The 25,582-nt window shown below is 61.4% G+C and carries 22 protein-coding genes; 17 read left to right on the top strand and 5 right to left on the bottom strand.

The features are described 5' to 3' along the window. Nucleotides 1–7: 7 nt before the first annotated feature. On the bottom strand, nt 8–1,327 hold the full coding sequence (locus tag LOX95_RS03480) for an OmpP1/FadL family transporter (protein ID WP_242913061.1): 1,320 nt from the start codon (nt 1,325–1,327) through the stop codon (nt 8–10). A 419-nt stretch (nt 1,328–1,746) separates the two neighbouring features. Between LOX95_RS03480 and map the strand changes: the two genes are divergently transcribed. The 5 genes from map to LOX95_RS03455 all read left to right on the top strand — a co-directional run bounded on the left by map (nt 1,747) and on the right by LOX95_RS03455 (nt 5,146). Further along, a complete protein-coding gene (gene map / locus LOX95_RS03475; RefSeq protein ID WP_242913060.1) occupies nt 1,747–2,568 on the top strand; it encodes a type I methionyl aminopeptidase in 822 nt (273 codons plus the stop codon). A 117-nt stretch (nt 2,569–2,685) separates the two neighbouring features. Then, nucleotides 2,686–3,420 carry a RadC family protein gene (gene radC / locus LOX95_RS03470; protein ID WP_242913059.1) on the top strand — a complete coding sequence of 245 codons (735 nt, stop codon included), beginning with the start codon at nt 2,686–2,688 and terminating at the stop codon, nt 3,418–3,420. Next, nucleotides 3,417–3,935, top strand: coding sequence for a GNAT family N-acetyltransferase (locus tag LOX95_RS03465; RefSeq protein WP_242913058.1), 519 nt, complete (start codon nt 3,417–3,419; stop codon nt 3,933–3,935). The genes radC and LOX95_RS03465 overlap by 4 nt, the downstream gene beginning before the upstream one ends. 72 nt (nt 3,936–4,007) lie before the next feature. Then, complete coding sequence (locus LOX95_RS03460) at nt 4,008–4,250, top strand: BolA/IbaG family iron-sulfur metabolism protein (protein ID WP_242913057.1); 243 nt, start codon at nt 4,008–4,010, stop codon at nt 4,248–4,250. A gap of 2 nt (nt 4,251–4,252) precedes the next feature. After that, nucleotides 4,253–5,146, top strand: a complete 894-nt coding sequence (locus tag LOX95_RS03455) for an aldo-keto reductase family protein (RefSeq protein ID WP_242913056.1) — start codon at nt 4,253–4,255, stop codon at nt 5,144–5,146. Here LOX95_RS03455 and cysQ read toward each other — a convergent pair. Further along, complete coding sequence (cysQ, locus tag LOX95_RS03450) at nt 5,143–5,985, bottom strand: 3'(2'),5'-bisphosphate nucleotidase CysQ (RefSeq protein WP_242913055.1); 843 nt, start codon at nt 5,983–5,985, stop codon at nt 5,143–5,145. The genes LOX95_RS03455 and cysQ overlap by 4 nt on opposite strands. 113 nt (nt 5,986–6,098) lie before the next feature. Here cysQ and chpT point away from each other — a divergent pair, with 113 nt between their 5' ends. The 3 genes from chpT (at nt 6,099) to LOX95_RS03435 (ending at nt 8,068) form a co-directional block, all read left to right on the top strand. Further along, nucleotides 6,099–6,797: a histidine phosphotransferase ChpT gene (chpT, locus tag LOX95_RS03445; RefSeq protein ID WP_242913054.1), complete on the top strand. Its 699-nt coding sequence runs from the start codon at nt 6,099–6,101 to the stop codon at nt 6,795–6,797. A 66-nt stretch (nt 6,798–6,863) separates the two neighbouring features. After that, on the top strand, nt 6,864–7,250 hold the full coding sequence (locus LOX95_RS03440; protein ID WP_242913101.1) for a response regulator: 387 nt from the start codon (nt 6,864–6,866) through the stop codon (nt 7,248–7,250). Beyond that, a complete protein-coding gene (locus LOX95_RS03435; protein WP_242913053.1) occupies nt 7,247–8,068 on the top strand; it encodes a CheR family methyltransferase in 822 nt (273 codons plus the stop codon). Before LOX95_RS03440 ends, LOX95_RS03435 begins: the two co-directional genes overlap by 4 nt. Before the next feature lie 11 nt (nt 8,069–8,079). Here the strand turns inward: LOX95_RS03435 and LOX95_RS03430 are convergent, their stop codons facing one another. Further along, on the bottom strand, nt 8,080–9,465 hold the full coding sequence (locus LOX95_RS03430; protein ID WP_242913052.1) for a metallophosphoesterase: 1,386 nt from the start codon (nt 9,463–9,465) through the stop codon (nt 8,080–8,082). A gap of 322 nt (nt 9,466–9,787) precedes the next feature. Here LOX95_RS03430 and LOX95_RS03425 point away from each other — a divergent pair, with 322 nt between their 5' ends. The 4 genes from LOX95_RS03425 to LOX95_RS03410 all read left to right on the top strand — a co-directional run bounded on the left by LOX95_RS03425 (nt 9,788) and on the right by LOX95_RS03410 (nt 15,816). Beyond that, the gene (locus LOX95_RS03425) at nt 9,788–12,028 is read left to right on the top strand and encodes a TonB-dependent receptor (protein ID WP_242913051.1); all 2,241 of its coding nucleotides are present in this window, start codon (nt 9,788–9,790) and stop codon (nt 12,026–12,028) included. A 112-nt stretch (nt 12,029–12,140) separates the two neighbouring features. Beyond that, on the top strand, nt 12,141–14,039 hold the full coding sequence (locus LOX95_RS03420; protein ID WP_242913050.1) for a M28 family peptidase: 1,899 nt from the start codon (nt 12,141–12,143) through the stop codon (nt 14,037–14,039). Nucleotides 14,040–14,073: 34 nt separating this feature from the next. Then, the gene (locus LOX95_RS03415; protein WP_242913049.1) at nt 14,074–14,754 is read left to right on the top strand and encodes a class I SAM-dependent methyltransferase; all 681 of its coding nucleotides are present in this window, start codon (nt 14,074–14,076) and stop codon (nt 14,752–14,754) included. Nucleotides 14,755–14,796: 42 nt separating this feature from the next. Beyond that, a complete protein-coding gene (locus LOX95_RS03410) occupies nt 14,797–15,816 on the top strand; it encodes an NAD-dependent epimerase (protein WP_242913048.1) in 1,020 nt (339 codons plus the stop codon). Between the two features lie 14 nt (nt 15,817–15,830). On the opposite strand, the gene LOX95_RS03405 is transcribed toward LOX95_RS03410, so the two are convergent. Continuing rightward, nucleotides 15,831–17,330: a bifunctional GNAT family N-acetyltransferase/carbon-nitrogen hydrolase family protein gene (locus tag LOX95_RS03405; RefSeq protein WP_242913047.1), complete on the bottom strand. Its 1,500-nt coding sequence runs from the start codon at nt 17,328–17,330 to the stop codon at nt 15,831–15,833. Nucleotides 17,331–17,618: 288 nt separating this feature from the next. Here LOX95_RS03405 and recA point away from each other — a divergent pair, with 288 nt between their 5' ends. From recA to alaS, 3 genes are all read left to right on the top strand, one after another. Then, nucleotides 17,619–18,698, top strand: coding sequence for a recombinase RecA (gene recA, locus LOX95_RS03400; protein WP_242913100.1), 1,080 nt, complete (start codon nt 17,619–17,621; stop codon nt 18,696–18,698). 175 nt (nt 18,699–18,873) lie between these two features. Beyond that, a complete protein-coding gene (gene rraA, locus LOX95_RS03395) occupies nt 18,874–19,356 on the top strand; it encodes a ribonuclease E activity regulator RraA (protein WP_242913046.1) in 483 nt (160 codons plus the stop codon). 146 nt (nt 19,357–19,502) lie between these two features. After that, nucleotides 19,503–22,145: an alanine--tRNA ligase gene (alaS, locus tag LOX95_RS03390; protein WP_242913045.1), complete on the top strand. Its 2,643-nt coding sequence runs from the start codon at nt 19,503–19,505 to the stop codon at nt 22,143–22,145. Between the two features lie 230 nt (nt 22,146–22,375). Here alaS and LOX95_RS03385 read toward each other — a convergent pair whose 3' ends face one another. After that, nucleotides 22,376–23,599 carry an NADP-dependent isocitrate dehydrogenase gene (locus LOX95_RS03385; RefSeq protein WP_242913044.1) on the bottom strand — a complete coding sequence of 408 codons (1,224 nt, stop codon included), beginning with the start codon at nt 23,597–23,599 and terminating at the stop codon, nt 22,376–22,378. Nucleotides 23,600–23,756: 157 nt separating this feature from the next. Here LOX95_RS03385 and LOX95_RS03380 point away from each other — a divergent pair, with 157 nt between their 5' ends. Together LOX95_RS03380 and LOX95_RS03375 are read left to right on the top strand one after the other, a co-directional pair. Then, a complete protein-coding gene (locus LOX95_RS03380) occupies nt 23,757–24,872 on the top strand; it encodes a DUF1176 domain-containing protein (RefSeq protein ID WP_242913043.1) in 1,116 nt (371 codons plus the stop codon). A gap of 97 nt (nt 24,873–24,969) precedes the next feature. Further along, complete coding sequence (locus LOX95_RS03375) at nt 24,970–25,566, top strand: DUF4189 domain-containing protein (protein WP_242913042.1); 597 nt, start codon at nt 24,970–24,972, stop codon at nt 25,564–25,566. Nucleotides 25,567–25,582: the final 16 nt, after the last annotated feature.

Raw genomic sequence — 25,582 nt, 5'->3', positions numbered from 1 at the left:
TGAAGGATTAGAACTTGATGGTGGTGCCCATCGAGAAGGCCAGCGCCGAGCCTTCCAGCTCGCCACGCAGGTTCGAGATCACAGCACCTTGCAGCAGGGCGCGGTCGTCGTTCATGACGGCCTTGTCCATGTCGATGTAGGTGATGCCTGCATCGAAGCCGATACCGTCGGTGATCTCGGTCGAGACACCAACAGAGTACAGCATGCGGTCCGAATCCGGGATACGGGCGGTACGCAGTGCATCCGTGGTCGGGGTCGGGTCATAGCCGATACCCGCGCGGAAGGTGGTCTTGTCGCTGTAGGCGTAGTCCAGACCGATAGCGCCGGTGGTGACGTCTTCGTAGTTCTGGTGGATCACATCGCCGCCGCCGGTAAAGTTGACGTTGATGGCGTCAAACTCCGACCAACCGATCTGGTTGATCTGGGCATTCAGGGTCAGCTTGTCGGTCGCGGCATAGCGAACCGATGCCGAGACGAACCACGGGGTGTTGAACGAAGCGGTGCCGGTGGTGGCGAAGCTGCGCGGCTTCAGAGCGCCTTCCATGGCCTGAACAATGTCGCCGTCCAGTTCGTGTTCGATAGCCGAGCGGTACGACAGGCCCAGGTCCCACTTGCCCTTGTGGACTTGTGCGCCGACGTTCCAGCCGAAATCGATGCCATCGCCTTCCAGCGACGACTGGCCGTCCAGAGCCATGATCGGGGCCAGTTGGTTGCCGGTCAGCGACGGGATCGCCGAGGTCAGCTTGGCCTTGACGTACTGGGCGCTTACGCCAGCGCCGATGTCCAGCCAGTCGTTGACCTGATAGGCAACGGTGACGCCCAGATCAGCCGAGCGCAGTTCCGAGGTTTGCGCGTCATAGCGAGCGAACGAACCCGGCTCGTACTTGGTGGTGAAGTTGTACGGAGCAGCCACAGCCACGCCGACCGACAGACGGTCGTTGATCGGCATTGCGACGGCGAAGTTCGGGACCAGACCGCTTTCAACCGGGTTCACTTCGGTGTTGCGCGGGTCGATGACCGGCAGACGACCGGCGACTTGACCGTTGGCCGGGTTGATGAGGGTCAACGACGAGCCGGTGTTGCGAGCTTCGGAATCAAGACGGATGGCGTGCAGCGAAAGGGTCGCTTCGCGGCCCGAACGGGCGATAGCGGCCGGGTTCCACCACAGCGACTGAACGCCGGTGTCGGCAGCTTCACCCGAATAGGCGCGACCAGCGCCGCGGGCCGACTGCTCTTGCAGGTAGAAGGAGCCAGCGAAGGCCGGTGCAGCGACCGAAGCCATGAGGATAGCAAGGCCGCCAATGCGTGCCACGTTCCTGGAAGTCATGTAATTCACCTATAGTTACTGGGTCCATCATTACCGATGCGATGAACCTTTGTTCGGGGAGACCCAACGCTTAACAGCCCCATTGGCTGTGTCATGGGACTCGACCAAAGAAGTGTGCCGGCGAGAACTGAATCCGACCCTGCCGTTGCGGAGATGTCGCACTTTTGTCGCTATAAGTGACGCTGCGTAAGCATTCTTTTGCGTATAACGTTGATATATAGATGTTATTTGGACGGTATCGTTCAAAAATGCAGCATATCCGTGCGTAAATCCTGACGTTACGGAAGCCTAACCTCACAAATTTGCAGTTTTGTGCTAGACTTCCCAATTGAAGTCTCACGGTCCATACGACCCTCCCCGCTCTGCCAAGGCGGCTATCCACCTGCGGCAGTCCTGCCGTTACGAAAGCCTTTTAAGTCATGTACGAAACGCCCGAACTGGAAACCGACGTCTTTGTCCGTAGCCACGAAATCCGCATCCACACTGCGGAAGATTTCGAAGGTATGCGCAAGGCGGGACGTCTGGTCGCAGAGGCGCTCGACATGATCACCGAGCACGTCAAACCCGGCGTTACCACGGGTCAGCTTGACGATCTGGTCCGCGAGTTCACGCTCGACAATGGTGGCATTCCGGCCTGCCTTGGCTACAAGGGCTACGAGAAGACGATCTGCACCTCGATCAACCACGTCGTCTGCCACGGCATTCCGGGCGACAAGGTTCTGAAGGAAGGCGACATCGTCAACATCGACCACACCGTCATCGTCGATGGTTGGCACGGCGATAGCAGCCGCATGTATCCGGTCGGCGAGATCAATGCCCGCTCCAAGAAGTTGATCGACGTGACCTATGAATCGCTGGAACTGGGTCTGGCCCAGATCAAGCCGGGCAACACCTTTGGTGACATTGGTTACGCCATCCAGAAATTCGTTGAAGCCCAACGCATGAGTGTCGTGCGTGACTTCTGCGGTCACGGCATTGGTCGCGTCTTCCACGACGCCCCGAACGTTCTGCATTACGGCCGTCGCGGTGAAGGCGCAGTCCTGAAGCCGGGCATGTTCTTCACCGTCGAGCCGATGGTGAACCTCGGCAAGCCGGGCGTGAAGGTGCTGTCGGATGGCTGGACGGCCGTGACCCGCGACAAGTCCCTGTCGTCGCAGTGCGAGCATTCCATCGGCGTGACCGAGGACGGTCTGGAAATCTTCACCCTGTCGCCGAAGGGCATCTTCCGCCCGACCTTCTAAGGCTGTCGCATCGCTATTTAAAAGGCCGGTCTCTTTAGCGGAGGCCGGCCTTTTTCGTATGAAACGCGCCCCTATACAGACCGGTGATATCCGCTAGTCTCTGCCGCGGGGGATGGAATGCTGGATAAACCTGACGTCGAACTGACAAAGCCGAAGGCCCATCATCTGGGCCACCGTGACCGGCTGCGTAACCGCGCCCGCGAGGGTGGTCTGCCCTCCTTGCCCGACTATGAACTGCTGGAACTGTTTCTGTTTCGCAGCCAGCCACAGGGTGACGTAAAGCCGATCGCCAAGGCCCTGCTGGACCGGTTTGGTTCGTTGTCCGGCGTGTTGGCCGCGTCTGTCGAAGACCTTCGCACCGTCAAGGCGCAGGACATCAAGGGCCGCACCAAGGCTATCGGTCAGGAGACCGCCCTTGATCTCTGCGCGCTTCAGGAAGTGGCGCGGCGTGTTTCGCTGGAAGAAGTCACCAAACGGCCGGTCATCAGCTCGTGGACTGCGCTGCTGTCCTATGTCCGCATCGCTCTTCAGCACGAACCGCGCGAACAGTTCCGCGTCCTTTATCTGGACCACAAAAACCAGTTGATCCGCGATGAAATCCTGAACCGTGGCACGGTGGACCACGCGCCCGTCTATCCGCGTGAAGTCGTGCGGCGCGCACTGGAACTGAGTGCGAAGTCGATGATCATCATCCACAACCACCCCTCGGGGGATCCGACGCCCAGTCGTGCCGACATCGATATGACGCGCCAGATCATCGAAGCCGCAAAATCGCTGGAGATGCAGGTGCATGACCACCTGATCGCCGGACGCCATGGTGTAACCAGCTTCAAACAACTGGGCCTGATGTGACCGAACTGAAAACCGCGCGCCTGCACCTGACGCCTCCACAGCCGCAGGACTTCGCTGATCTCAAAAAGTTATGGGCGGGCGAGGACATCACCCGTTTCATCACCGGACGTCCCTTGTCGGGCGAAGAGGTGTGGCTTCGCTTGCTTCGCGACATCGGACACTGGGCCAGTTTGGGTCACGGCAACTGGTGCATCAAACTTCAAAATGGCACATTGATCGGAAGCGTGGGCCTGTTCGATTACAAGCGCGAGATGACCCCGCCGTTCACCGACATAGAAGTCGGCTGGGGCATGGATCCAGTCTATCAGGGGCAGGGACTGGCGCATGAAGCCTTGTCCGCCGTTCTCGATCATGCCGATGAAAAGCTGGCGCTTTCCAGAACTGTCTGCATGATCTCGGCCGAGAACCTTGCCTCCATCCGGCTGGCTCAAAAGGCGGGATTCACCTTCTACGGCGATGGGCACTATAAAGTCGGCGTCGTCGGCCTATATGAACGCCTACGACCGGGCGGCTGAGTTGCAGGCTGACAAGCTGGCTCTGGCGCATTATTTGCATTCCACTGTACAGCTTACGAAACGAGTACCCTCATGCCTATGTCCGCCGATGACCTGCGCGCACACCTGATCGAGGCCTTCCCCGATGCGGTTGTCGAACTCAACGACACTGCGGGTGATGAAGACCACTGGCAGGCCCGCGTTGTCTCTGCTGCATTCGAAGGTATGAGCCGCGTCAACCGATACCGCGCCTGCAATGCTGCTCTCAAAGGCAAGCTGGGCACTGTTGTTCACTCCGTCAGCTTCGACGCCAAAACGCCTTCCGAGATCATCTGACCATGCGTTTCCGTCCACTTGGAGAATCCGGGACTGCGGTTTCCGCCATCACGCTGACGCTCGACGCCAGTGTTGCGGCGACGGGTGCGAGCAACATCCGCGAACTGGTTTACGGCGCTCTGGAAGAGGGTGTGAACAGCTTCCACATCGACAGTCTCGATCCCACGCTGATCCGCACCGCAGGCCAAGCTCTGGCGGAGGTCGACCGCGATCTGCTGCAGATCAGCCTGATCATCGGCCCGTTGCCGAATGGTCGCCGCGATTTCTCGGTCGAAGGCGTGAACGCGGTTTTGGGCGCAGTCCTGAACGCGTCGGGCCTGCGTTATATGGATGCCGTCATCATGGACGATCCAGCCGAAAACGAGTTGCCTGCTCAGACCTTGAAGATGCTGCGCGAGGACGAGCGCATCTTGCGTCTGGGCATCCGCGGCACGTCCGACGTCATGGACATCTACATCAACAGCGGTCGTTTCGACATGCTGTTCACCCCGTGCCACATACAGCTGGACTCCCGCCAGCGGGGCTGGATGCGCTCCGCCCGCGAGCAGCAGCTGGTCATTCTGGGTACGGAATACTATCCCGAGGCTCTGCTCAATCCAGCCAAGCCGGCACCGCCGCCCGAGCCCGCCAAGGGCATCTTCGGACTGCCGAAGAAAAAGGTCTTCATCGAAGAGCCGCTGAACCCGTTTGCCTTCCTGCACACTACCCCGGGCTGGGAAGCCGAGGACCTGTGTCTGGCCCACGCCTTGCTGGACCCGTCCCTGACCTCGGTCATCGTACGTGCAACCAATGTACCGCACATCCGCCGACTGGCGATGGCCTGCGAGCAGGATATGCCCGTCAGCATGCCTGCCCAGCTGGAAATGGCGCGCGTTGCGGCGTCGCGCGCGGCTTAACCGCCCAGCGCGACAAAGGCTCCGTTTCCAAAGCCGGGCTTGGCATAAAGCAAGGTGTTTCCGTCTTCGGTGATGACGCGCCCACCTGCGGCCTGCAAAACGCCGTGTCCGGCCGCGATGTCCCACTCCGACGTCGGACCGGTGCGCGGGTAGGCGTCGAAGCGGCCTTCGGCGATCAGGCAGAGTTTGAGCGAGGAATCCAGCGCCTGCCAGCGCGTGCATCCGTGACGACGGATCAGGCGCTCGGCCTCTTCGTCCGTCAGGCTGTGGCTCACCAGCGCGACCGGATCGGCAGGTCGCTGGCGTACATGGATTGCCTGCCACGGGCCCTGTCCATGGCGACGATAGGCACCGCCGGTCTCGGGACCGCTACGCCATGTGGTTCGCGTCGCCGGCGCAACTACCGCGCCCGCCACCACGTGACGATTACGCACCAGCGCAATGTTGACGGTGAACGCCTCGCGTCCAGCCACAAAGCCGCGGGTGCCGTCCAGAGGGTCGATCAGCCAGAACCAGCCTTCGCCTACACTCGGCAATCCCTGATCGCAGGCCTGCTCCTCGGCGATGGTCTGCACACCCGGCCACTCGGCCTCCAGCTTTTGCAGGATCAGCCGTTCAGCCGCGCGGTCGGCTTCGGTCACGGGGCTGTCATCGGCCTTGACCTCTGCCACTACGCCCGCATGCCAAAAGCCGCGGATCACGTCCGAAGCCTGTTCGGCTATTTCGGCGATAATTTCCGCCAGTCGTCCGCTCTTCAAATCCCCGGCCAGACGCGTCTCCACCTCCGCTGACAGAGTGGTCGGGACAGGCTCGGCGGACGGGGTAATCGGTTCGGACATGGTTTTCTCGAAATACTCCAAACCGGCGGTTTAACGAACCGGCAAATCAGGTCAGGTATAGTTAACCTTCATTAACTACATTTTTGATCCTCGACGTTTGGATCGGTACCGCCATGTCCTTTTTGACTGACGCAGCAAATGCTGCTGCCAACCCCGGCACCCAGCCCGCCTTGCCACAGGGGGCGGACCTGACGGCACTGGTCGCTGCCAAGCTGTGCCACGACTTCATCAGCCCCTCGGGCGCGGTGATGTCCGGACTGGACCTGCTGGATGATCCGACAGCGCAGGACATGCGCGACGATGCGATGGGGCTGATCCGCCAAAGCGCGCGCAAGATGATCGCGCTGGTAAACTTCTCGCGCGTCGCATTCGGCGCATCGACCAGCGCCGAGACCTTTGCCACCGACGAACTGCAGAACCTGCTGCAAGGCCTGACCGAGGGCGGACGCGCTCAGGTCGAATGGCGCATCCAGCCAACCCATCTGCCCAAGTCGCACGCGCGCACTTTGCTGAATCTGGCCTATCTGACCGTGGGGGCTCTACCCATGGGCGGCACCGCGACCATTACCTTGCGCGAGGAGGACGGCTGGCTGTCCATCGCCGGTCAGGCCGACGGTGCTCGCGCCCGTCTGAAGCCCGAAGCGCTGTCCGGCCTTCGCGGGCAACCGTTGAGCGAAGGCCTGCACGGCCAGTGGATTCAACCCTACTGGCTATGGCTGACCATATCGGAATCCGGTGGCCGCCTGGACACTGTTGTCGAGGATCAACGTGTATCGTTGTTAGCGCGACTACCCATGGGTCAAGAAATTTGACATAAACGGGGCCAATACATTCACTGCAAAGGTTCCGAACGCGGAATCTTTCGGGAGTTCGCCCCTCTGTCCCAGCCCCTCTGCCTTATTGTCGATGACAGCAAGATCATCCGCAAAGTGGCCCGTCGCATTGTCGAGGGCCTCGGCTTTGAGGTGTCTGAAGCTGCGGACGGCATAGAAGGTCTCGACCAGTGCATCCGGGCCATGCCCGATCTGGTTCTGCTGGATTGGCGCATGCCGACCATGGACGGCATGGACTTCATCTATCGCCTGAAAGAACAGACCGCGGGACAAATGCCCAAGGTCCTGTTCTGCAGCATGGAAAGCGACCCCGCGCGCATCGCAGAGGCATTGGCTGCCGGTGCCGATGACTATGTGATGAAGCCATTCGACGGCGACATTCTACAGTCCAAGATCGACGAACTCGGCCAGATCGGGATCAAGGCCGCGTGACGCCCGAAGACTTCGACAAACTTCAGAGCTTGATGGCCAGCCGTGTGGGCTATGCTCTCACGCCTGATCGCATGCAGTTGGCCGAGCATCGTCTTGGCCCTGTGGCCCGCCGCGAGGGCTATCACAATGTCGAAGCGCTGCTGCACACCCTGTGGTCGCGACCCGTTGGCTCGCTGGGCTGGTCGATCATCGAGACGCTGCTGAACACCGAGACGTGGTTCCGCCGCGACCGCAACGTCTTCGACCTCTTTGCCCGCGAACTGCTGCCAGCCCTTCACAAGGCCAGACAGGGACGCGCGATCCGTATCTGGGTTGCGGGCGGTGCTTCCGGTCAGGAGGCTTTCAGCCTCGCCATGGCGGCGCTCGAAAAGAATATTCCGGTCGAAATCCTCAGCACCGATATCTCCCAGCGCGCCCTCGAAAAGGGTGGTCGCGGCATCTACTCGAGTTTCGAGATTCAGCGGGGACTGACTGCCCGGAGCATGCTGCGCTGGTTCGAACCTGTAGAGGACCAGTGGCAGGCGCGACCGGAACTGCTTCACGCCGTCCATTTTGACCGGACCAACCTTCTGGACCCCCTACCGGTCGATCTGGCTGGCAAGGGGCCGTTTGACCTGATTTTCTGCCGGAACGTCGTCTCGGACATGATCCCCGATGCACGGGCCAAGGTTCTCGACCGGCTCTATGAGCCGCTGCTTGACGACGGTTGCCTGTTCCTCGGACTAGACGAGAAGGCCGACGGCAAGCTGTTCCGTCCGGTTGCAGGGCGTGCGGGCCTTTATGTCAAAGGCCCCTCGCGCGACCAGCGCGCCGCTTAGCCCAACAACGCCTAGCCCAGCAACGCCCTGCGTGCGACGGCCTTCACGCCGTCACTTGGCACATCGACGAACACCAGATCCGTCGTCCCGAAATATTTCGACTGGTTGCGCGCGCACCAGTCCGTCGTCACCAGGCGCAGATTGCCTTGCGAACGGGCACCGCTGCTGCGTTCGGCGGCATAGATGAAGTCGCCCGTCATCTCCTCGATCGGGATCGGGCGATCCTGATTGCAGACCTTCAGGATGGCAGCCATGCGTGAGGCATCGACCTCTGCCACCTGAAGGCGGCCATCGAAGCGGACAACCTCGTCAAAATGGAACTGGTCGATGGGTCCGGCCTTCAGGCCCGTGCCCAGGGTGGTGTGGCCGATAAAGCCCCAGTCCGCATCTGCCGCATCGGCAAAGCCGCGACAAACCCCGCGCGCCGTATCACCCAGCGTCAGCGCGTGCTGCGTCTCGCCCAGGATCTTGCGTTCGACATCCGTCAGATGCGCCGCCAAGGTGCTGGCTACCAATGACGCCAGTCGCGGATCGCCCGAACCTTCGGTCGGGACATCGACGATAGCGGTGCGGACGCGGCCATCCGCGCCATACTCGCCGACAGTGTAGGTCTCACCCCATCGGCCCGGATGCATATAGCCGGTCGCGCCATCCTGATGGGTGAAGAGCAGGTGGTTGTGCCCGCCGATCATCAGCGTGCCTTGCGGCACCAGCGGCAGATACTCACGCTCGTCCACCACGCCCACATGGCTCAACACCAGTTTCATACCCTCGGCTGACAGCATGGCGGGGAAGTTTTCGCGGGCCCAAGCCTTGGGCTCGGGGATTTGCAGCCACTCGCGGCTGGCCTGCGGATACGAGTTCAGCGACGGCGTACCCATGCCGACAATGCGCAGGCGCTGTCCACCGATGGTCAGGTCTGCGGTCGCGGGGGCGAACGCCTGACCGGTGCGCTTGTCGATGATGTTGCTGACGACGGTAATGCCGAGAGCGCGGATGCGCGCCACCACCGGATGCAGGTCCAGTATCAGGTCATTGTCGTGGTTGCCGATGTTGAAAACCGTCGGCGCGATTTTCGGCAGTTCCTCCATAAAGGCCCAGTCGATGGCCCCTTCGGATCTCACCGAGACAACATTGCCGTGTTCGAAACTGTCGCCGTTGACGACGATCAGATGCGGTGCCGCATGGTTGGCTACCTCATTGCGGAAGGCAGCCAGCAGATGCGCGATACGCCCATAGGACGAGTGAAGATCGGAGATCGCCAGCACGCGCAAACGCACGGCGTTTTCACTACCGGCAACAGCCCCCTCGTGCGCACACGCCCCCAGTACGGCCAGCAACGGGCCGCTCGCCCCCCACTGCAACAAACGGCGACGTGAAGGCTGGAAACTGGGCATAAGATCTCGACCTGAGAAGATTGGCGTGGGGCAGACAGACGGAGCTGCCGAGCAGCCGGGCCTTTTGGTGCCTCACATTACGATGGCGAAACGTGAACCGGTAGGCCCACGGACGAACGCCGCCACCAACTCTCGTTCAGCCAAAACATTATGACCGATATGCGGCAAAACCGTCTTTCGGACCCGATCCAGCACGGCTGATATCCAGTTTTTGCGAGCCTGTGTCGCTGTCACCAAAGCTTCACCAATCGGCGCTTTTTGTGTCTAGCGCCCGACAGATGCGAGGCCTAGACGGCGCCAGATCATTCCAAGGGGATATTGAATGAAGCGCCTGTCTCTCCTCGCCGTGACCGCCAGCACACTGGCTATCGCTGTCGCAGCACCTGCATTTGCCCAATCGACGACCCCGGCCGCCGATGAGCCCGCCTCGGTGGGTGACATCGTTGTCACCGCCCAGCGTCGTAGCGAAAGCATTCGTGACGTGCCGTTCGCCGTCACCGCGATGAACATCGAGACGCTGGCCGCTGTGAACGCGGGCGGTGCCGACATTCTGGCGCTGGCTGGCCGCGTACCCAGCCTGCAGGTCGAAAGCTCGAACGGCCGCTACGCACCGCGCTTCTATATCCGCGGCTACGGCAACGTCGACTTCGACTTCACCGCCTCGCAGCCGGTTTCGGTCGTCATGGACGATGTGGTTCTGGAAAGTGTCTACCTGAAGGGCTTCCCGCTGTTCGACGTCCAGCAAATGGAAGTCCTGCGCGGTCCGCAAGGCACCCTGTTCGGCCGCAACACCCCCGCTGGCGTCGTCAAGGTCGACACCGTCAAGCCGGGCGCAGAGTTCGAAGGCTTCGGCAAGATCGCTGCCGGTAACTATGGTTCGGTTCGCGCTGAAACCGGCGTCACCGTTCCGGTCAACGACACCGTGTCGGTGCGCATCGCCGGTCTGTGGAACCACCGCGACGACTGGGTGAACAACGCCTATGACGCCGCCTTCGCCAAGCCGAACGGCGAAGAACTGGGCAATTTCGAGGACCGCGCTATCCGTGGTCACCTGGCCTGGACCCCGAACGACCGCTTGTCGGTTCTGGGTACCCTGCAGTTCCGCGACTACGCCGGCACCGGCACGCTGAACCGCGCCAATGCCCTGACCAAGGGCTCGAACAAGCTGAACGACAACTACGACCGCGACACCGTCTATTACGATGGCGGCCGTAACAACTTCCAGAAGCAGAACACCCAGTCGCAGTCGCTGCAGGTCGCTTATGACTTCGGTGACATGACCCTGACCGGCGTCATCGGTTCGTTCCAGGGCGAGTCGATGGGTAACGGCGACATCGACGGCGGCGTGTCCTTCACCGCTCCGGCCGGTGCTGGCTATGCCACCCCGTTCCGCGTCGAAAGCGGCACCGATCACTCGGATCTGGTCCAGAACACCTTCGAACTGCGTCTGGCCTCGAACGGCAACAACCGCCTGAACTGGCAGGTCGGTGCCTTCGCATTCAGCGACCGCTTCAATCTGGTGTCGAACACCTATGGCGGCACCGGTGCTCTGGCCCCGACCAAGCAAACCGACATCGTCCAGAAGTCGGAATCGTGGTCGGTCTTTGGTCAGGCCAACTACCAGCTGACCGAAGCCCTGAAGATCACCGGCGGCCTGCGCTACACCGAGGACGAGCGCACCTATAACGGTTCGATCACCATCGGTGCTCCGGGCACCGGTCAGGTCGCTGTTTCGGACGAGCAAGTCTCGTGGGACATCAGCGCCCTGTACGAAGTGAACCCGAACTGGAACCTGTTCGCCCGCGTCGCCCACGGCTACCGTGGTCCGTCGATCCAAGGCCGTAACCTGCCGGTTCTGACCACCGCCGACTCCGAGACCGCCATGTCCTACGAGGCTGGCTTCAAGGCTCGCCTGTGGGATGGCCGCGCCCGTCTGAACGCCACCGCCTACTTCTATGAAGTGGACGACATGCAGTTCACCGCCATCGGCGGCATCGACAACTCGAACCGCCTGCTGAACGCCCAGAAGGGTGAAGGCAAGGGTATCGAGATCGACGGCGACGTCTATCTGGGCGCTGGTTTCACCTTCGCCGGTGGCTTTGCCTGGAACGCGACCGAGATCAAAGACAATGATCTGCTGGTGGCCATCTGCGGCAACCACCTGTGCACCATCACCGATCCTATCCAGAACGTGAACGGCACAGACCGCGCCAACATCAACGGCAACCCGTTCCCGAACGCTCCGGAATACTCGGCCAACTTCACCCTGTCGTACGTCCGCCCGCTGGGCAACGATCAGGAGCTGTTCGCCGCGACCGACTGGGTCATGCAAAAGAACACCAACCTGTTCCTGTATGAATCCAAGGAGTTCATGTTCGGCACCCAGTTCGAAGGCGGCCTTCGCGCCGGCTGGCGTGACCTGTCCCGCGACCTCGAAGTGGCTGGCTACGTCCGCAACATCACCGATGAAGACAACATCATCGGCGCGATCGACTTCAACAACCTGACGGTCTTCGTCAACGAGCCGCGCATGTACGGCATCGAGGTTTCGAAGCGCTTCTAAGCGACAAGACATGAGTGATCTGACAAGGGCGGTCGGGGCGAAAGCTCCGGCCGCCCTCTTGCTATATGGCGATCCTTGATGGCCAATACCCCGTCCTTGTGGGAGGGGTCGGATGCGTCTTTCGATATTGCTGGGCTCGCTGGCCCTGATGTTTGCGCTGGCTGTGCTGACACTGCAGACGCCGTCACCGCGCCCGATCGATGCTCCGCCTCATCTGTTCTCTGCCGAACGGGCTATGGTGGATATCCGCCAGATATCAAAGGCCCCCCACCCGCTGGGTTCGCCCGAAAATGTTCGGGTGAAGAACTATCTTGCCCAACGGCTGACCGACCTCGGCTTTAGCGTGGCGGAGCAGAAAGGCGACATCTCCCTCAAAGGGGGCCAGCGCCTCAAACGCGAAGGCGGATCGCCCGAAACTACGGGACAAGCGACCAATCTGGTCGCCGTCCGCACCGGTAGCCAGCCCGACCTGCCGCCCCTCATGCTGATGGCCCACTACGACACGGGCGTATTGTCACCGGGTGCAGGCGACGACTCCACGGGGGTTGCTGTCACTCTGGAAACGGCGAGAGCCCTCGCGGCCCGCAACATCGACGAGCGCACCCTGATCATCCTGCTGACGGACGGTGAAGAGATCGGCCTTGAGGGCGCGCGCATCTTCTTCAACGAACACCCCCTGGCCAAGGCACCGGGCTTCATCATCAATCTGGAGGCGCGTGGCGGTGGCGGTCGGGTCAATATGTTCGAGACCGGCAAGGGCGACGGCCCCACCATCAAGGCCTTCGCCCCTGTCGCCATGAAGGCCGACGGCGGTGTCACGACGGCCTCGATCGGCTCCTACCTTTATGAGCGGATGCCCAACGGTACGGACTTCACCATCCCCCGCGACAAGGGCATGCAAGGCGTCAATTTGGCGTTCCTTGGCCGGGCCCACCACTATCACACCGCAGATTCCACGCCCGAGCAGCTGGATGTTGGCTCGGTCCAGCACATGGGATCACAGACGCTGGAACTGGCAACGCGCCTGATCCCGGCTGCGGAACTGCCCAAGGCGGGTCCGAACCTTGTCTATTCCGACATCTTCGGGCGCTTGTTGATCAGCCATCCCCCGTTCGCGGGCTGGATCCTGCTAGGGCTGTCCCTCATGGGACTGGCCTATTCCGTCTGGCGCGCGCGGACTGTGACAGGTCTCGGAGCCAAACAGCTTTGGCAGGGCATGCTGGACGGGGTCTGGTTCCTCAGCGCGTCCCTGGTGCTTTCACAGGGCGTAAGGATGCTGGCGGGTCCGCTGCAAATGCGCGTAGACGGCGTGTCCTTCTACTACACCTTGTTGCGTCGTCTGCCGTGGATGGAGGCGGCCACCGCGCTGGTGGTTCTGGGTCTGGCCTTCTTGCTGATGTCGGGCGGACGCGCTTCGCACCGTCGCGTACTGGGTTACGGCCTGGCGCTGGTCACACTGACGGTCGCGGTACTGGGCAAGGGAGGCCCTGTCTACGTAGGCGCAGGCGCAGTTGCTGCCGTCCTGTCGCTGTGGCCCGGTGCAGCGGCAAGAAACATTTGGGGCGGCTGGACAGGCACAGTGGCGCTGGCATTTGTACTGGGCTGCGCCCTGCAAGGCTTTGCGCCCCAAGTGGCATTGATCGTCACATGGCCTCTTTTGCTAGCGGTCATCGCTATGGCGATCTCGGCCACCCTGTCGCCATCGCTCAGTGAACTGCGAGGGCTGGTTGCGCCCGCTATCGCCGCCATTATCGGCGGTGCATGGCTGGTCTGTTACGGGCATTTCGTGTTTCTGGCGCTGGGTATTTCCGTGCCGGGAGCACTTGGCTTTATCGGTCTGCTTATCCTGCTATTCCTTCGCCCGCTGGTGCCCGCGCGGGGCGACCACTGGCTGACAGGGATGGCTGCCGTCTTCCTGATCGCTGCCCTGGTGTTCAGTGGTGCATCGCGTCTGGCGGAGCCACACACGCCACCGCCGAGCGATAAGGGGGCGTCACGCGCCAACGCTTAAGCTTGTCGTAGTAAGGTTCTGCCAAACGGACAGGATGAAACTGATCCACGCCCTTCAGGACAACAGCGACCCCAACTCTCTGGTGTCGCGTTTTCGCCGCGCCCGTAGCCGTCGGGTTGTCACTCTCATCGAAAAGATTGCAGCCGAACAGGGCGAGGTCAGGATCGTCGATCTGGGAGGAGAGGCCGGGTACTGGCAACTGTTCGATGTCGAGCTTCTGCGTCGATGCAAGGTCCATATCACGCTGGTGAACCCCGGCGGGGTGGACGATGTCTGGGACGAGCGGTTGTTCTCGGTCGTCGACGACGACGCAACCCGATTGCCGCAATACCCCGACAACAGCTTTGATCTCGTCCACTCCAACTCTGTGGTCGAACATGTCGGCGATTGGGTGCGCATGGAGGCGTTTGCCACCGAATGCCGTCGTCTTGCCCCGCGCTATTACGTCCAGACGCCCTATTTCTGGTTTCCGGTCGAGCCGCATTTCTCCAGCCTTTTTTTCCACTGGCGGAGCGAGCAGTCACGCGCCCGCGCCCTGATGCGCCGCGCCCACGGCTTCTCGCAAAAGGCACCCGATGTGGGGGCCGCGATGCGGGACGTCCAGCATGCGCGGCTGCTGGATAAAAACCAGTTCCGTTTTCTATACCCTGACGCCGTACACCACGACGAGAAGGTCGGTCCCCTGACCAAATCGCTCATCGCTATCCGCACCTAGAAGCGCTGGCGCAAAGACGCAGACGCGATTATCGCTAGACGCATGTCGCATCCTGTTCTCGTCACCGGCTCGGCCGGATTTATCGGCTTTCACACCACGCTTCGCCTGTTGGAGCGGGGCGAGACGGTCGTTGGTATCGACAATCTGAACAGCTATTACGATCCGGCTCTGAAACAGGCTCGGCTGGACCAGTTACTGGTCCATCCCAGCTATCGCCACCATACGCTTGATCTGGCCGACGCCAGCGGGGTGGCGGCCGTATTCGCCGAGCATCATCCAAAACGGATCGTCCACCTCGGTGCTCAAGCAGGCGTCCGCTACAGCCTCGAGGCACCCGGGACCTATGTGTCCTCCAATGTCACCGGCTTTCTGTCGATTATCGAGGGCGCGCGAGCCGCAGGATGCGAGCACCTCGTCTATGCCTCGACCAGTTCGGCCTATGGGGCCAATGGCAAACTGCCGTTCGCGCCGTCGGACGGAGCCAACCACCCCCTGACCCTCTATGCCGCGACCAAGATCGCCAACGAGGCTATGGCGCATTCCTACGCCCATCTGTTCGGTATCCCCCTGACGGGCCTGCGGTTTTTCACCGTGTACGGTCCGTGGGGCCGACCGGACATGGCGCTATTCAAATTTACCCGCGCCATCCTCAAGGACGAGCCGATCGACGTGTACGGCGAGGGCCGTATGAGCCGCGACTTCACCTATGTGGATGACATCGTGACGGGCATTGTCGCGGCACTGGACCAGCCCGCGACGGTCAATCCGGCATGGGATGCCACCGCTCCCGATCCGTCGACCAGCGGCGTTGCCCCGTGGCGCATCCTGAACCTCGGCGCAGGTCAGCCGGTCCCGCTTATGCGATACATCGAGGTGCTGGAAGAAAAGCTGGGTCGCAAAGCCAAGCTGAACCTGATGCCGATGCAGGAGGGGGACGTGGTCAACACCGAAGCAGACGTTTCGGCCACTCTGGCGGCTATCGGCTATGCGCCCTCAACGCCAGTCGAAGAGGGCGTGGGCCGGTTCGTTGACTGGTATTGCAACTTCTACCGCGAAAACTGACCGGCCCAAGAGGCTCAGCCCCCGTCGGTCCACACCGTCTTGTACAGGTCAAAGCGGCGGTCGCGCAGGTTCTTGACCGTGCCTTGCGCCCGCGCCCACGCCAGATCGGACAGATCGAGGTCGGCCACCGTCACCGTCTCGACGTTCTCGGTCGCCTCGGCGGCAATACCGTCCCGCGCAAACGGGAAATCGCAGGGCGTCAGGATGCAGGACTGGGCGTACTGGATGTCCATATTCTCGACATTGGGCAGGTTGCCGACATTGCCCGCCAGCACGACGTAGCACTGGTTCTCGATGGCCCGTGCCTGACCACAGTAGCGCACCCGCAGATAGCCCTGACGGTTGTCCGTGCAGAAGGGCACAAACAGGATGCGCGCTCCCTCGTCCACCATGCGGCGTGCGATCTCGGGGAACTCGGAATCGTAGCAAATCATCACTCCGATAGGGCCGCAGTCCGTCGGGATGGCATGGACCCGGTCGCCGCCTTTGATATTCCACCAGTGACGTTCGTTCGGCGTGGGATGCAGCTTTTCCTGTTCGTGCACCGAACCATCGCGCAGGAACACATAGGCCACGTTCTGGATGTCGCCGTCATCGGTACGGGTCGGGTGCGAGCCGCCGATAATGTTCACATTATAGCTGACAGCCAGCTTGCGCATGGACTCCACAAAGCGCGGCGTATACCGGGTCAGATGCTCGATGGATTCCACCGGCGTCAGCTTCTTGGGCTCTAGCGACAAGAGCTGAAGCGTGATGAGCTCGGGGAAGACTACGAAGTCGGCCCGATAGTCGGCCACCACATCGACGAAATATTCGATATTGGCCATGAACTCGTCAAAGCTTTCGACCTTGCGCATCTGCAACTGGACGGTGGCGACGCGAACAGCTTCCTTGGTGGTGAAGGCCGCGCCCTTACCCGTATCTTCGATGAAGTAGGGGTTGCGCCACACCATGTGTGAGGCGTGGCCCATCGACTGCTTATCGGTGGACAGATAGCCGCGCAGCACACCGATCGGCTCAAAGCCGGACCGAATATGGAAGGCCACGACAGGATCATTCATCTTACGCGCCGTAACAGCGTCCAGATAGTCCTTCGGATCCGGATAGGCCGACTTGCGCCGCGACAGCCCGGGCAGGCGTCCACCGAAGACAATCCCCTTCAGGTTCTGGACCTCGCACAACTCGCGTCGGGCATCGTACAGGCGCTGGCCGATCCGCAGTCGGCGACGGGTGGGATCGACACAGACCTCCATACCATACAGCCAGTCTCCGTTCGGATCGTGCCGCGAGGCATAGCCCCCGCCAGTGATATCTTCCCAGGTATGGGCGCGCATGGCCGAAGCTTCGTCGATGCGGAAGCTGGCCGCATAGCCGACGATCTCGCCCTCGTATTCCACCACCAGCTGGCCATCCGGATAGATGGCGATCTGACCGCGTAGCATGCCGGCGGTGTAGGGAATGTCGTCTTTGTAGACGCGCCCGACCAGCGCGCTGATGGCCGCAACATCGGCCATTCTCGCGTTTCGGATCGTCAGGAGGGCGGGTTTGGAAGGATCGACGGGCGGCAGATTTTCAGTGCTCATACGGCACTAAACGCCTGTCCGTGGCAAAGGTGGCGAGACACCCTGCGTCATTATCGGACGCATGAAACGAGCGCTGTTCCACATTTCAAATGAGAACATCTTGTGAACCAGAACAAACCGTGTACTAATCACGTCATCGAGGGAGCGGGTCCTGGCGGGTCTCTCCCAACGTCCTACGGGAAAAATGCCATGAATCATGGCATGGGAGAGATCAAACCAATGACACAGGCGGCATTGAAATTAGTGGCTAAGGCAGACTCCGATAAACAACGCGCCCTTGAGGCAGCGATCGCACAGATCGACCGCGCATTCGGCAAGGGCTCGGTCATGAAACTGGGCAAGGCGGGTCAGGTGACCGAGATCGACAGCGTGTCGACCGGCTCTCTGGGCCTCGATATGGCTCTGGGCATCGGCGGTCTGCCGGTGGGCCGCGTGATCGAAGTTTTCGGTCCCGAATCCTCGGGTAAAACCACTCTGGCTCTGCACACGGTCGCAGAAATCCAGAAAAAGGGCGGTGTGGCTGCCTTCGTGGACGCCGAACACGCGCTTGATCCGGTCTATGCCCAGAAGCTGGGTGTGAACCTGGACGACCTGCTCGTCTCGCAGCCGGACACCGGTGAACAGGCTCTGGAAATCGTCGACACCCTCGTCCGCTCGGGTGCCGTGGACATCGTGGTGATCGACTCTGTCGCCGCCCTGACCCCGCGCGCCGAAATCGAGGGCGAGATGGGCGACAGCCTGCCGGGCCTGCAAGCCCGTCTGATGTCGCAAGCCCTGCGCAAGCTGACGGCGTCGATCAACAAGTCGAAATGCATCGTGCTGTTCATCAACCAGATCCGTCACAAGATCGGCGTGATGTACGGCTCGCCCGAAACCACCACGGGCGGTAACGCTCTGAAGTTCTACGCTTCGGTGCGCCTCGACATCCGCCGCACCGGCGCGATCAAGAACCGCGACGAAGTGGTCGGCAACACCACTCGCGTGAAGGTCGTGAAGAACAAGGTGGCCCCGCCGTTCCGTGAGGTTATCTTCGACATCATGTACGGCGAAGGCATCTCCAAGATCGGCGAGATCATCGATCTGGGCGTGAAGGCAGGCATCGTCGAGAAGTCAGGCTCCTGGTTCTCCTATGACTCGACCCGCATCGGTCAGGGCCGCGAGAACGCCAAGGAGTTCCTGAAGAACAATCCGGATATGGCACTGGCCATCGAAAAGGCTGTTCGCGCCTCCACCAACAAGATTGCCGACGAGCTTCTGGGCACTCCGGAACCGGACGAAGGTCAGGACCTCGAAGGCTAAAACATCTCCGCCCTCCCCGGCGACCCGCCTACCGACCCCGTCGGGGGCGGGGTGGAGAAGGCCCACCCGTTCATCGGGTGGGCCTCTTTTTTTGCCCGTCTAAAGGGCTCGGCCCTTTCCCTGACCGATTGAAAGCGGCAGGGTCAAAACTCCTTCCCGATGATGAGAGCCTGCGATGACTGCCTTCGCCACTGCCGACCTGTGTGATGCCCACCCCGACAAGGTGAAGGTCTGCACCACGGCCTTCCGTAGCTTTGGCAAGATTACCGCCTTCTGTGGCCCGATCCGGACCCTCAGCGTTCTTGATGATAATGCGCTGGTGCGCTCTACCCTCGAAGGTCCCGGACGCGGCGCGGTGCTCGTGGTCAACGGTGGCAGCTCGCTCAAGCGCGCACTCGTGGGTGATAATCTGGCCAAACTGGCCATCGACAATGGCTGGGCGGGCATCATCGTCAACGCTGCCATCCGCGACAGCACCGTCATCGACACCATGGACGTGGGCGTAAAAGCCATCGGCACCTGCCCCCTCCGCTCGGACCGTGACGGCATCGGCGAGCAGGACATCCCGACCAGTTTCGGCGGCGTCATATTCCGTCCTGATGACTGGATTTATGCGGACGCGGACGGCGTCATTGTCTCCGCAGACCGACTGGTCTGAGCGCCGTTCCGAATTCGCCATGAGTCTTGAGGGTTCGGGGGTGATGCACTCGCCTCAAAAACCCTATATGACGCCCTGACATTATTTTTGCGGTGCGGCCCTCCGGCTGCGCTGCCCACCCGACACACCGAACAGTCCGACAGATCATGACCAGCCTGAAGCAGATACGTTCTACCTTCCTCGATTACTTCGGCAACGACGGCCACGAGAAGGTGCACTCCGCACCGCTGGTGCCGCAGAACGACCCGACCCTGCTTTTCGTCAACGCCGGCATGGTCCCGTTCAAGGACTACTTCACCGGTGCTGCCGTGCCGCCGTATCCGCGCGCCACTTCGTCGCAAAAGTGCGTCCGCGCCGGCGGCAAGCACAACGATCTGGACAACGTTGGCTACACCGCGCGTCACCACACCTTCTTTGAAATGCTGGGCAACTTCTCGTTCGGCGACTACTTCAAAGACCACGCCATCGAGAGCGCGTGGGGTCTGCTGACCAAGGAGTTCGGTCTGGACCCGCAAAAGCTGCTGGTCACGGTTTATCACACCGACGACGAAGCCTTTAACATCTGGAAGAAGGTGACGGGCTTCTCGGACGACAAGATCATTCGTATCCCGACCGCCGACAACTTCTGGGCCATGGGCGACAACGGTCCGTGCGGTCCGTGCACCGAAATCTTCTACGACCACGGCGAGCACATCTGGGGCGGCCCTCCGGGTTCGCCGGAAGAGGACGGCGACCGCTTCGTCGAGATCTGGAACAACGTCTTCATGCAGTTCGAGAAGGAGAACGACGAGATCGTTCGCGAACTGCCCAAGAAGTCGGTCGACACCGGCATGGGTCTGGAGCGTATCGCGGCTGTGCTGCAGGGCGTGCACTCCAACTATGAAGTCGATCTGTTCCGCCACCTGATCGCCGCTTCGGAAGACGCGACCAACACCAAGGCCGAAGGTGCGCTGCAAGCCAGCCACCGCGTAATCGCCGACCACCTGCGCTCGTCGTCGTTCCTGATCGCCGACGGTGTGACGCCGTCGAACGAAGGCCGTGGCTACGTCCTGCGCCGCATCATGCGCCGCGCCATGCGCCACGCCCACCTGCTGGGTGCGCAAGATCCGCTGATGCACCGTCTGGTTCCGGCACTGGTCACCGAGATGGGCGAAGCCTATCCGGAACTGGGCCGCGCACAGGCCTTCATCGAAGACACGATGAAGCAGGAAGAAATCCGTTTCCGCACCACCCTTGGTCGCGGCATGGGCCTGCTGGACGAAGCCACCAAGGACCTGTCCGAGGGCGGCATCATCTCGGGTCACACGGCCTTCACCCTGTATGACACCTACGGCTTCCCGCTCGACCTGACGCAGGACGAAGCACGCCGCCGTGGCCTGTCGGTCGACAATGACGGCTTCGAGGCCGAAATGGCCGAGCAGCGCCAACGCGGCAAGGCCAACTGGAAGGGCTCGGGCCAAACCGCCAATGCTGGCGAATGGCTGGCCATCCGTGACCAACTGGGTGCCACCACCTTCACCGGCTATGACAACACCGACGGCGAAGGTGCCGTGGTTGCCATCGTGGCCGAAGGCGCTCGCGTTGAAGCCGCTTCGGCTGGCGACATCGTCGAAGTCCTGTTCGACCAGACCCCCTTCTACGGCGAAGGCGGCGGCCAGAACGGCGACAAGGGCTCGGTAAAATGGGCTGGTGGCGAAGGCCGCGTTCTGGACGTGCAAAAGCACGCAGGCGGCGACCTGTACGCCCACCAGATCGAAGTCACCTCGGGCGAGTTGAAGATCGGCACCAAGGTCGAGTTGTACGTCAATGCCGATGAGCGCCTGACCACCCGTTCGAACCACTCGGGCGCACACCTGCTGCACACCGCGCTGAAGAACGTTCTGGGTGCCCACATCGCCCAGAAGGGCCAGATGGTCGACCACGAGCGTCTGCGCTTCGACTTCAGCCACAATGCGCCGGTGACCGACGAGGAAATCGCCCGCATCGAAGACGAGGTGAATGCGGTCATCCGCCAGAACGTGCCCGCCACGACCCAGTTGATGTCGCCTGAAGAGGCTATCGACGCCGGTGCTATCGCCCTGTTCGGCGAGAAGTACGGTGACGAAGTGCGCGTGCTGGCGCTCGGCAACTCGCTGACCGAAGCCGGCAAGGCCTATTCGGTCGAACTGTGCGGCGGGACCCACGTCGCCCGCACCGGCGACATTGCCCTGTTCAAGATCATCTCCGAAGGCGGCGTGGCCGCTGGCGTGCGTCGTATCGAGGCCCTGACCGGCGAAGCCGCCCGTCAGTACCTGCTGGAACAGGCCAACATCACCCGCTCGCTGGCGCAGAACTTCAAGGTTCAGCCGACCGACGTGGCACCGCGTGTTGAAAACCTACAGGCCTCGGTCAAGTCGCTCGAGAAGCAGGTTGCCGAACTGAAAAAGCAACTCGCCCTCGGCGGCGGCGGTGCCTCGGCCGCTCCGGAAGAGATCAACGGTGTGAAGGTGATCGCCCGCGTCCTTGACGGCGTGGACGGCAAGGGCCTGCGCGGCGTTGCCGAGGACTTCAAGAAGCAACTTGGCTCGGGCATCGTGGCTCTGGTCGGCGTGACCGATGGCAAGGCTGCCATCACCGTCACCCTGACACCGGACCTCGTCGGCAAGTACAACGCCGCCGACTTCGCCCGTGACGCCGTGATCGCCATGGGCGGCAAGGGCGCAGGCGGCAAGCCGGACTTCGCCCAAGGCGGCGCACCCGACGCCTCCAAAGCCGAAGAAGGCCTCGCAACCATCAAGGCCAAGATCTAAGCATCGGCTCCAAGCCTACAGAAAAGCCCGCCTCACCCGAGGCGGGCTTTTTTGTTTGGGCGACTTCGTCGCGCGCTATCGCTCGGCCCTCGGGGCCTCGCTGCATGAGCGCAGAGTTCACCTACTTCTTTTTGCCCTCAAGGAGCGAGCCACCGCGTGGCGAGCGTTAGGGCAAAAAGAAGCCCCGCCAGACACCGTCTGGCGGGGCTCACTCTTAGTCAAAAAGACTATTACTCACCAATGCCCGGCAGAGCCGCGCGCAGGTTTTCCGAGACCTTGTCCAAGAAACCTTCGGTGGTCAGCCAGCCTTGTTGGTCGCCGACCAGCAGGGCAAGGTCCTTGGTCATGAAGCCCGACTCGACGGTGTCGACGACGACCTTCTCGAGGGTTTCAGCGAACTGGGCCAGCTCGGCGTTGTTGTCCAGCTTAGCGCGGTGCTTGAAACCACGGGTCCAGGCGAAAATCGAAGCGATCGAGTTGGTCGAGGTCGCTTCACCCTTCTGGTGCTGACGGTAGTGACGGGTCACCGTGCCGTGGGCGGCTTCGGTTTCCATGACCTTGCCATCCGGGGTCATCAGGACCGAGGTCATCAGGCCCAGCGAGCCGAAGCCTTGGGCGACGACGTCCGACTGCACGTCACCGTCGTAGTTCTTACAAGCCCAGACGAAGCCACCCGACCACTTCATGGCGGCAGCCACCATGTCGTCGATCAGACGGTGTTCGTAGGTCAGGCCGCGAGCCTTGAACTCTTCGGCGTAGTGAGCGTCGAACACTTCTTGGAAGATGTCCTTGAAGCGGCCGTCGTAGGCTTTCAGGATGGTGTTCTTGGTCGATAGGTAGACCGGATAGTTACGCTGCAGGCCATAAGCGAACGAAGCGTGAGCGAACTCACGGATCGACTCGTCTTGGTTGTACATGGCCATGGCCACGCCAGCAGCCGGAGCCTTGTAGACTTCGTGCTCGATGACTTCGCCGTTGTCGCCAACGAACTTGATCGACAGGGTGCCGGCACCCGGCATCAGGAAGTCGGTAGCCTTGTACTGGTCACCGAAGGCGTGACGGCCCACGACGATCGGCTGGGTCCAGCCCGGAACCAGACGCGGAACGTTCGAGCAGATGATCGGCTCGCGGAAGACAACGCCGCCGAGGATGTTGCGGATGGTGCCGTTCGGCGACTTCCACATCTTCTTCAGGCCGAATTCCTTCACGCGGGCTTCGTCCGGCGTGATGGTTGCGCACTTCACGCCAACGCCGTGCTTCTGGATAGCCTTGGCAGCGTCGATGGTGATCTGGTCGTCCGTAGCGTCACGGCTTTCCATACCCAGATCGTAGTAGTCCAGTTCCAGATCCAGATACGGGAAGACGAGCTTGTCCTTGATCATCTGCCAGATGATGCGGGTCATTTCGTCGCCGTCGATGTCCACGATGGGATTGGCGACCTTGATCTTGGCCATACTTCGCCTCTTGTTCTGAGAAAGGTTTACGTTGGGGGCGATATAGCCCCCCAGAGCGCCGACGCAAAGCAATAGGGCATAAGAATTTGGCGTTCCGCCAACCTGCCCCTAGGGTGGCGTTCCGGTTTATCGACAGGCCATGCCGAGGATTTCCCCCATGCTCACCGCGCGTATTCTTGCTATCGGGGTGGCGTCTGCTTCCCTCCTTACAGGATGTAACGAGGACGAGGCTGCGCCGACTTCGTCCCTGCCGATTACAACGGTGGCGGTCGCCGCAGAGAACGCCCGCGATACGGCGGGCGATACGTCTTCCGGTTTATCGAGTGAAACCAAAGCCTTCCGCGATTGGACGGCGATTTGCGACAACGTCAACAACTGCGCCGCCTACGGTCCCGGCGAGGATAATGGCGGCTTTGTCCTGGTAAAACTGGCAGCCGGTCCGGAGGCCAGACCTAAGGTCTATGCCGACAGTTGGGCCCTGCAATCGCCGACTGTGCCAACCCGACTCGACATCGATGGCCGGAACTATGCCGGCGTCTGGGGCGATCCGGATACCGATTTGAATGTTCTAACATTTGAGAATCCGTCAGACCAATTGCTAAGGGCGCTGGCCAATGGTCAGGCTCTGACCCTGTCGGCCAATGCCGAGCGGATTTCAGTATCGTTGACCGGCGCGGCCGCTGCGTTCTTGTGGATCGACGAGCGTCAAGGGCGCCTTGGCACCACCACAGCCTTGGTCCGCAAAGGCGATCGCCCCGCCAGCAGCGTGCCAGATGCACCGACGCCGCCGCGTATCCGCGTCGCTGCACCTGTGTCCCAAACGGATTTGCCCAAGACCCTGTCGCCACACGTCACGGCCCTGCCCCGCGCGCGCGAATGTGCATCTCTGTATGAGAACAAGTCATTTGGACGGGACGATTGGGCGGTTCACCGCCTCGGCACCGATACCCTACTGTGGGAACTGCCGTGCGGAGCCGGAGCCTATAATTTCTCGCAGGCCTATGTCCTGTCGGCCAATGACGGGTCCGGCGCGCGTGCGTTAGAGTTTCCCACGCCACGCGGCCCGCTAGACAGTCTGGTCAACAGCAGCTTTGATAGCCAGACCAATACGATCGGTGCCTTCGGCAAGGGCCGCGGTGTTGGCGATTGCGGCAGCATGGCATCATGGGCGTGGACGGGCCGCGAGTTTGCTTTGCTGTCGGAAGACAATATGAGCGACTGCCTCGGCATCCACTGGGATATTTGGCCCTCGACTTGGCGTACCGCTCAATAGGGCACCCGCAGTGGCACAAAGCGAGCCCGCTGGCGTTGTGGACAGAAGCATCCCGTTGCTTTTGACGTGAAAACTAACCTCAGCCCATAGGTTTCATATGAAGATGTTGCTCCATGTGGCCACGATCATTGCCGCTGCCGCTCTGTTCATCATTAGCTATCCGCTCGATGCACATGCCCAAACGCGATGCCCTGTTGGCACCGCCGCAGGCTCCGCCACGTGCGGGCCTGACCCTTCCTCAGGTGGTTACGCACCGGCAGCGCCTAGCGGGCCGCCCCGTATTCGCGAGCGCGTGAGCGGAGTAGGCGGCTTTGCCATCAATACCGAGACCTTTGATATTTACGCATGGACCGGCCACAGCTATCGCGCCGAGGATGCGGGCTGGCAGTCGCTCGCGAAGTGCCAGCAGCCTGACTATAATCGCGAATTGAGCATGGCACCGCCGCCCAATCCAGATGCCAAGTGCGAGATCCTTTATTCCTGGCTGAACGGTTGCGCTTCGGTGGCGCGGGGTTCTGTTGAGGGGATCGATAACTATTACTTCGAGTACGGCCGCGATATGAGGGCGGCCCGCGCAGCGACCCTCAGCGCCTGTGAGGGCAAGGCCACGGGCTGCACGATCGTTCACGACGCGCGCTGTGCTTCGGCGGCAAACCGTACACGCGAAGTGATCATGCTGGGCCGACAAGATTAAGGGCCGAAAGATTTCT

The sequence above is a fragment of the Brevundimonas pishanensis genome, assembly GCF_022750635.1.
Taxonomy (GTDB): Bacteria; Pseudomonadota; Alphaproteobacteria; order Caulobacterales; family Caulobacteraceae; genus Brevundimonas; species Brevundimonas pishanensis.
The sequence above is the reverse complement of the archived record's forward strand: the minus strand, read 5'-3'. Positions and strand labels throughout refer to the sequence as shown.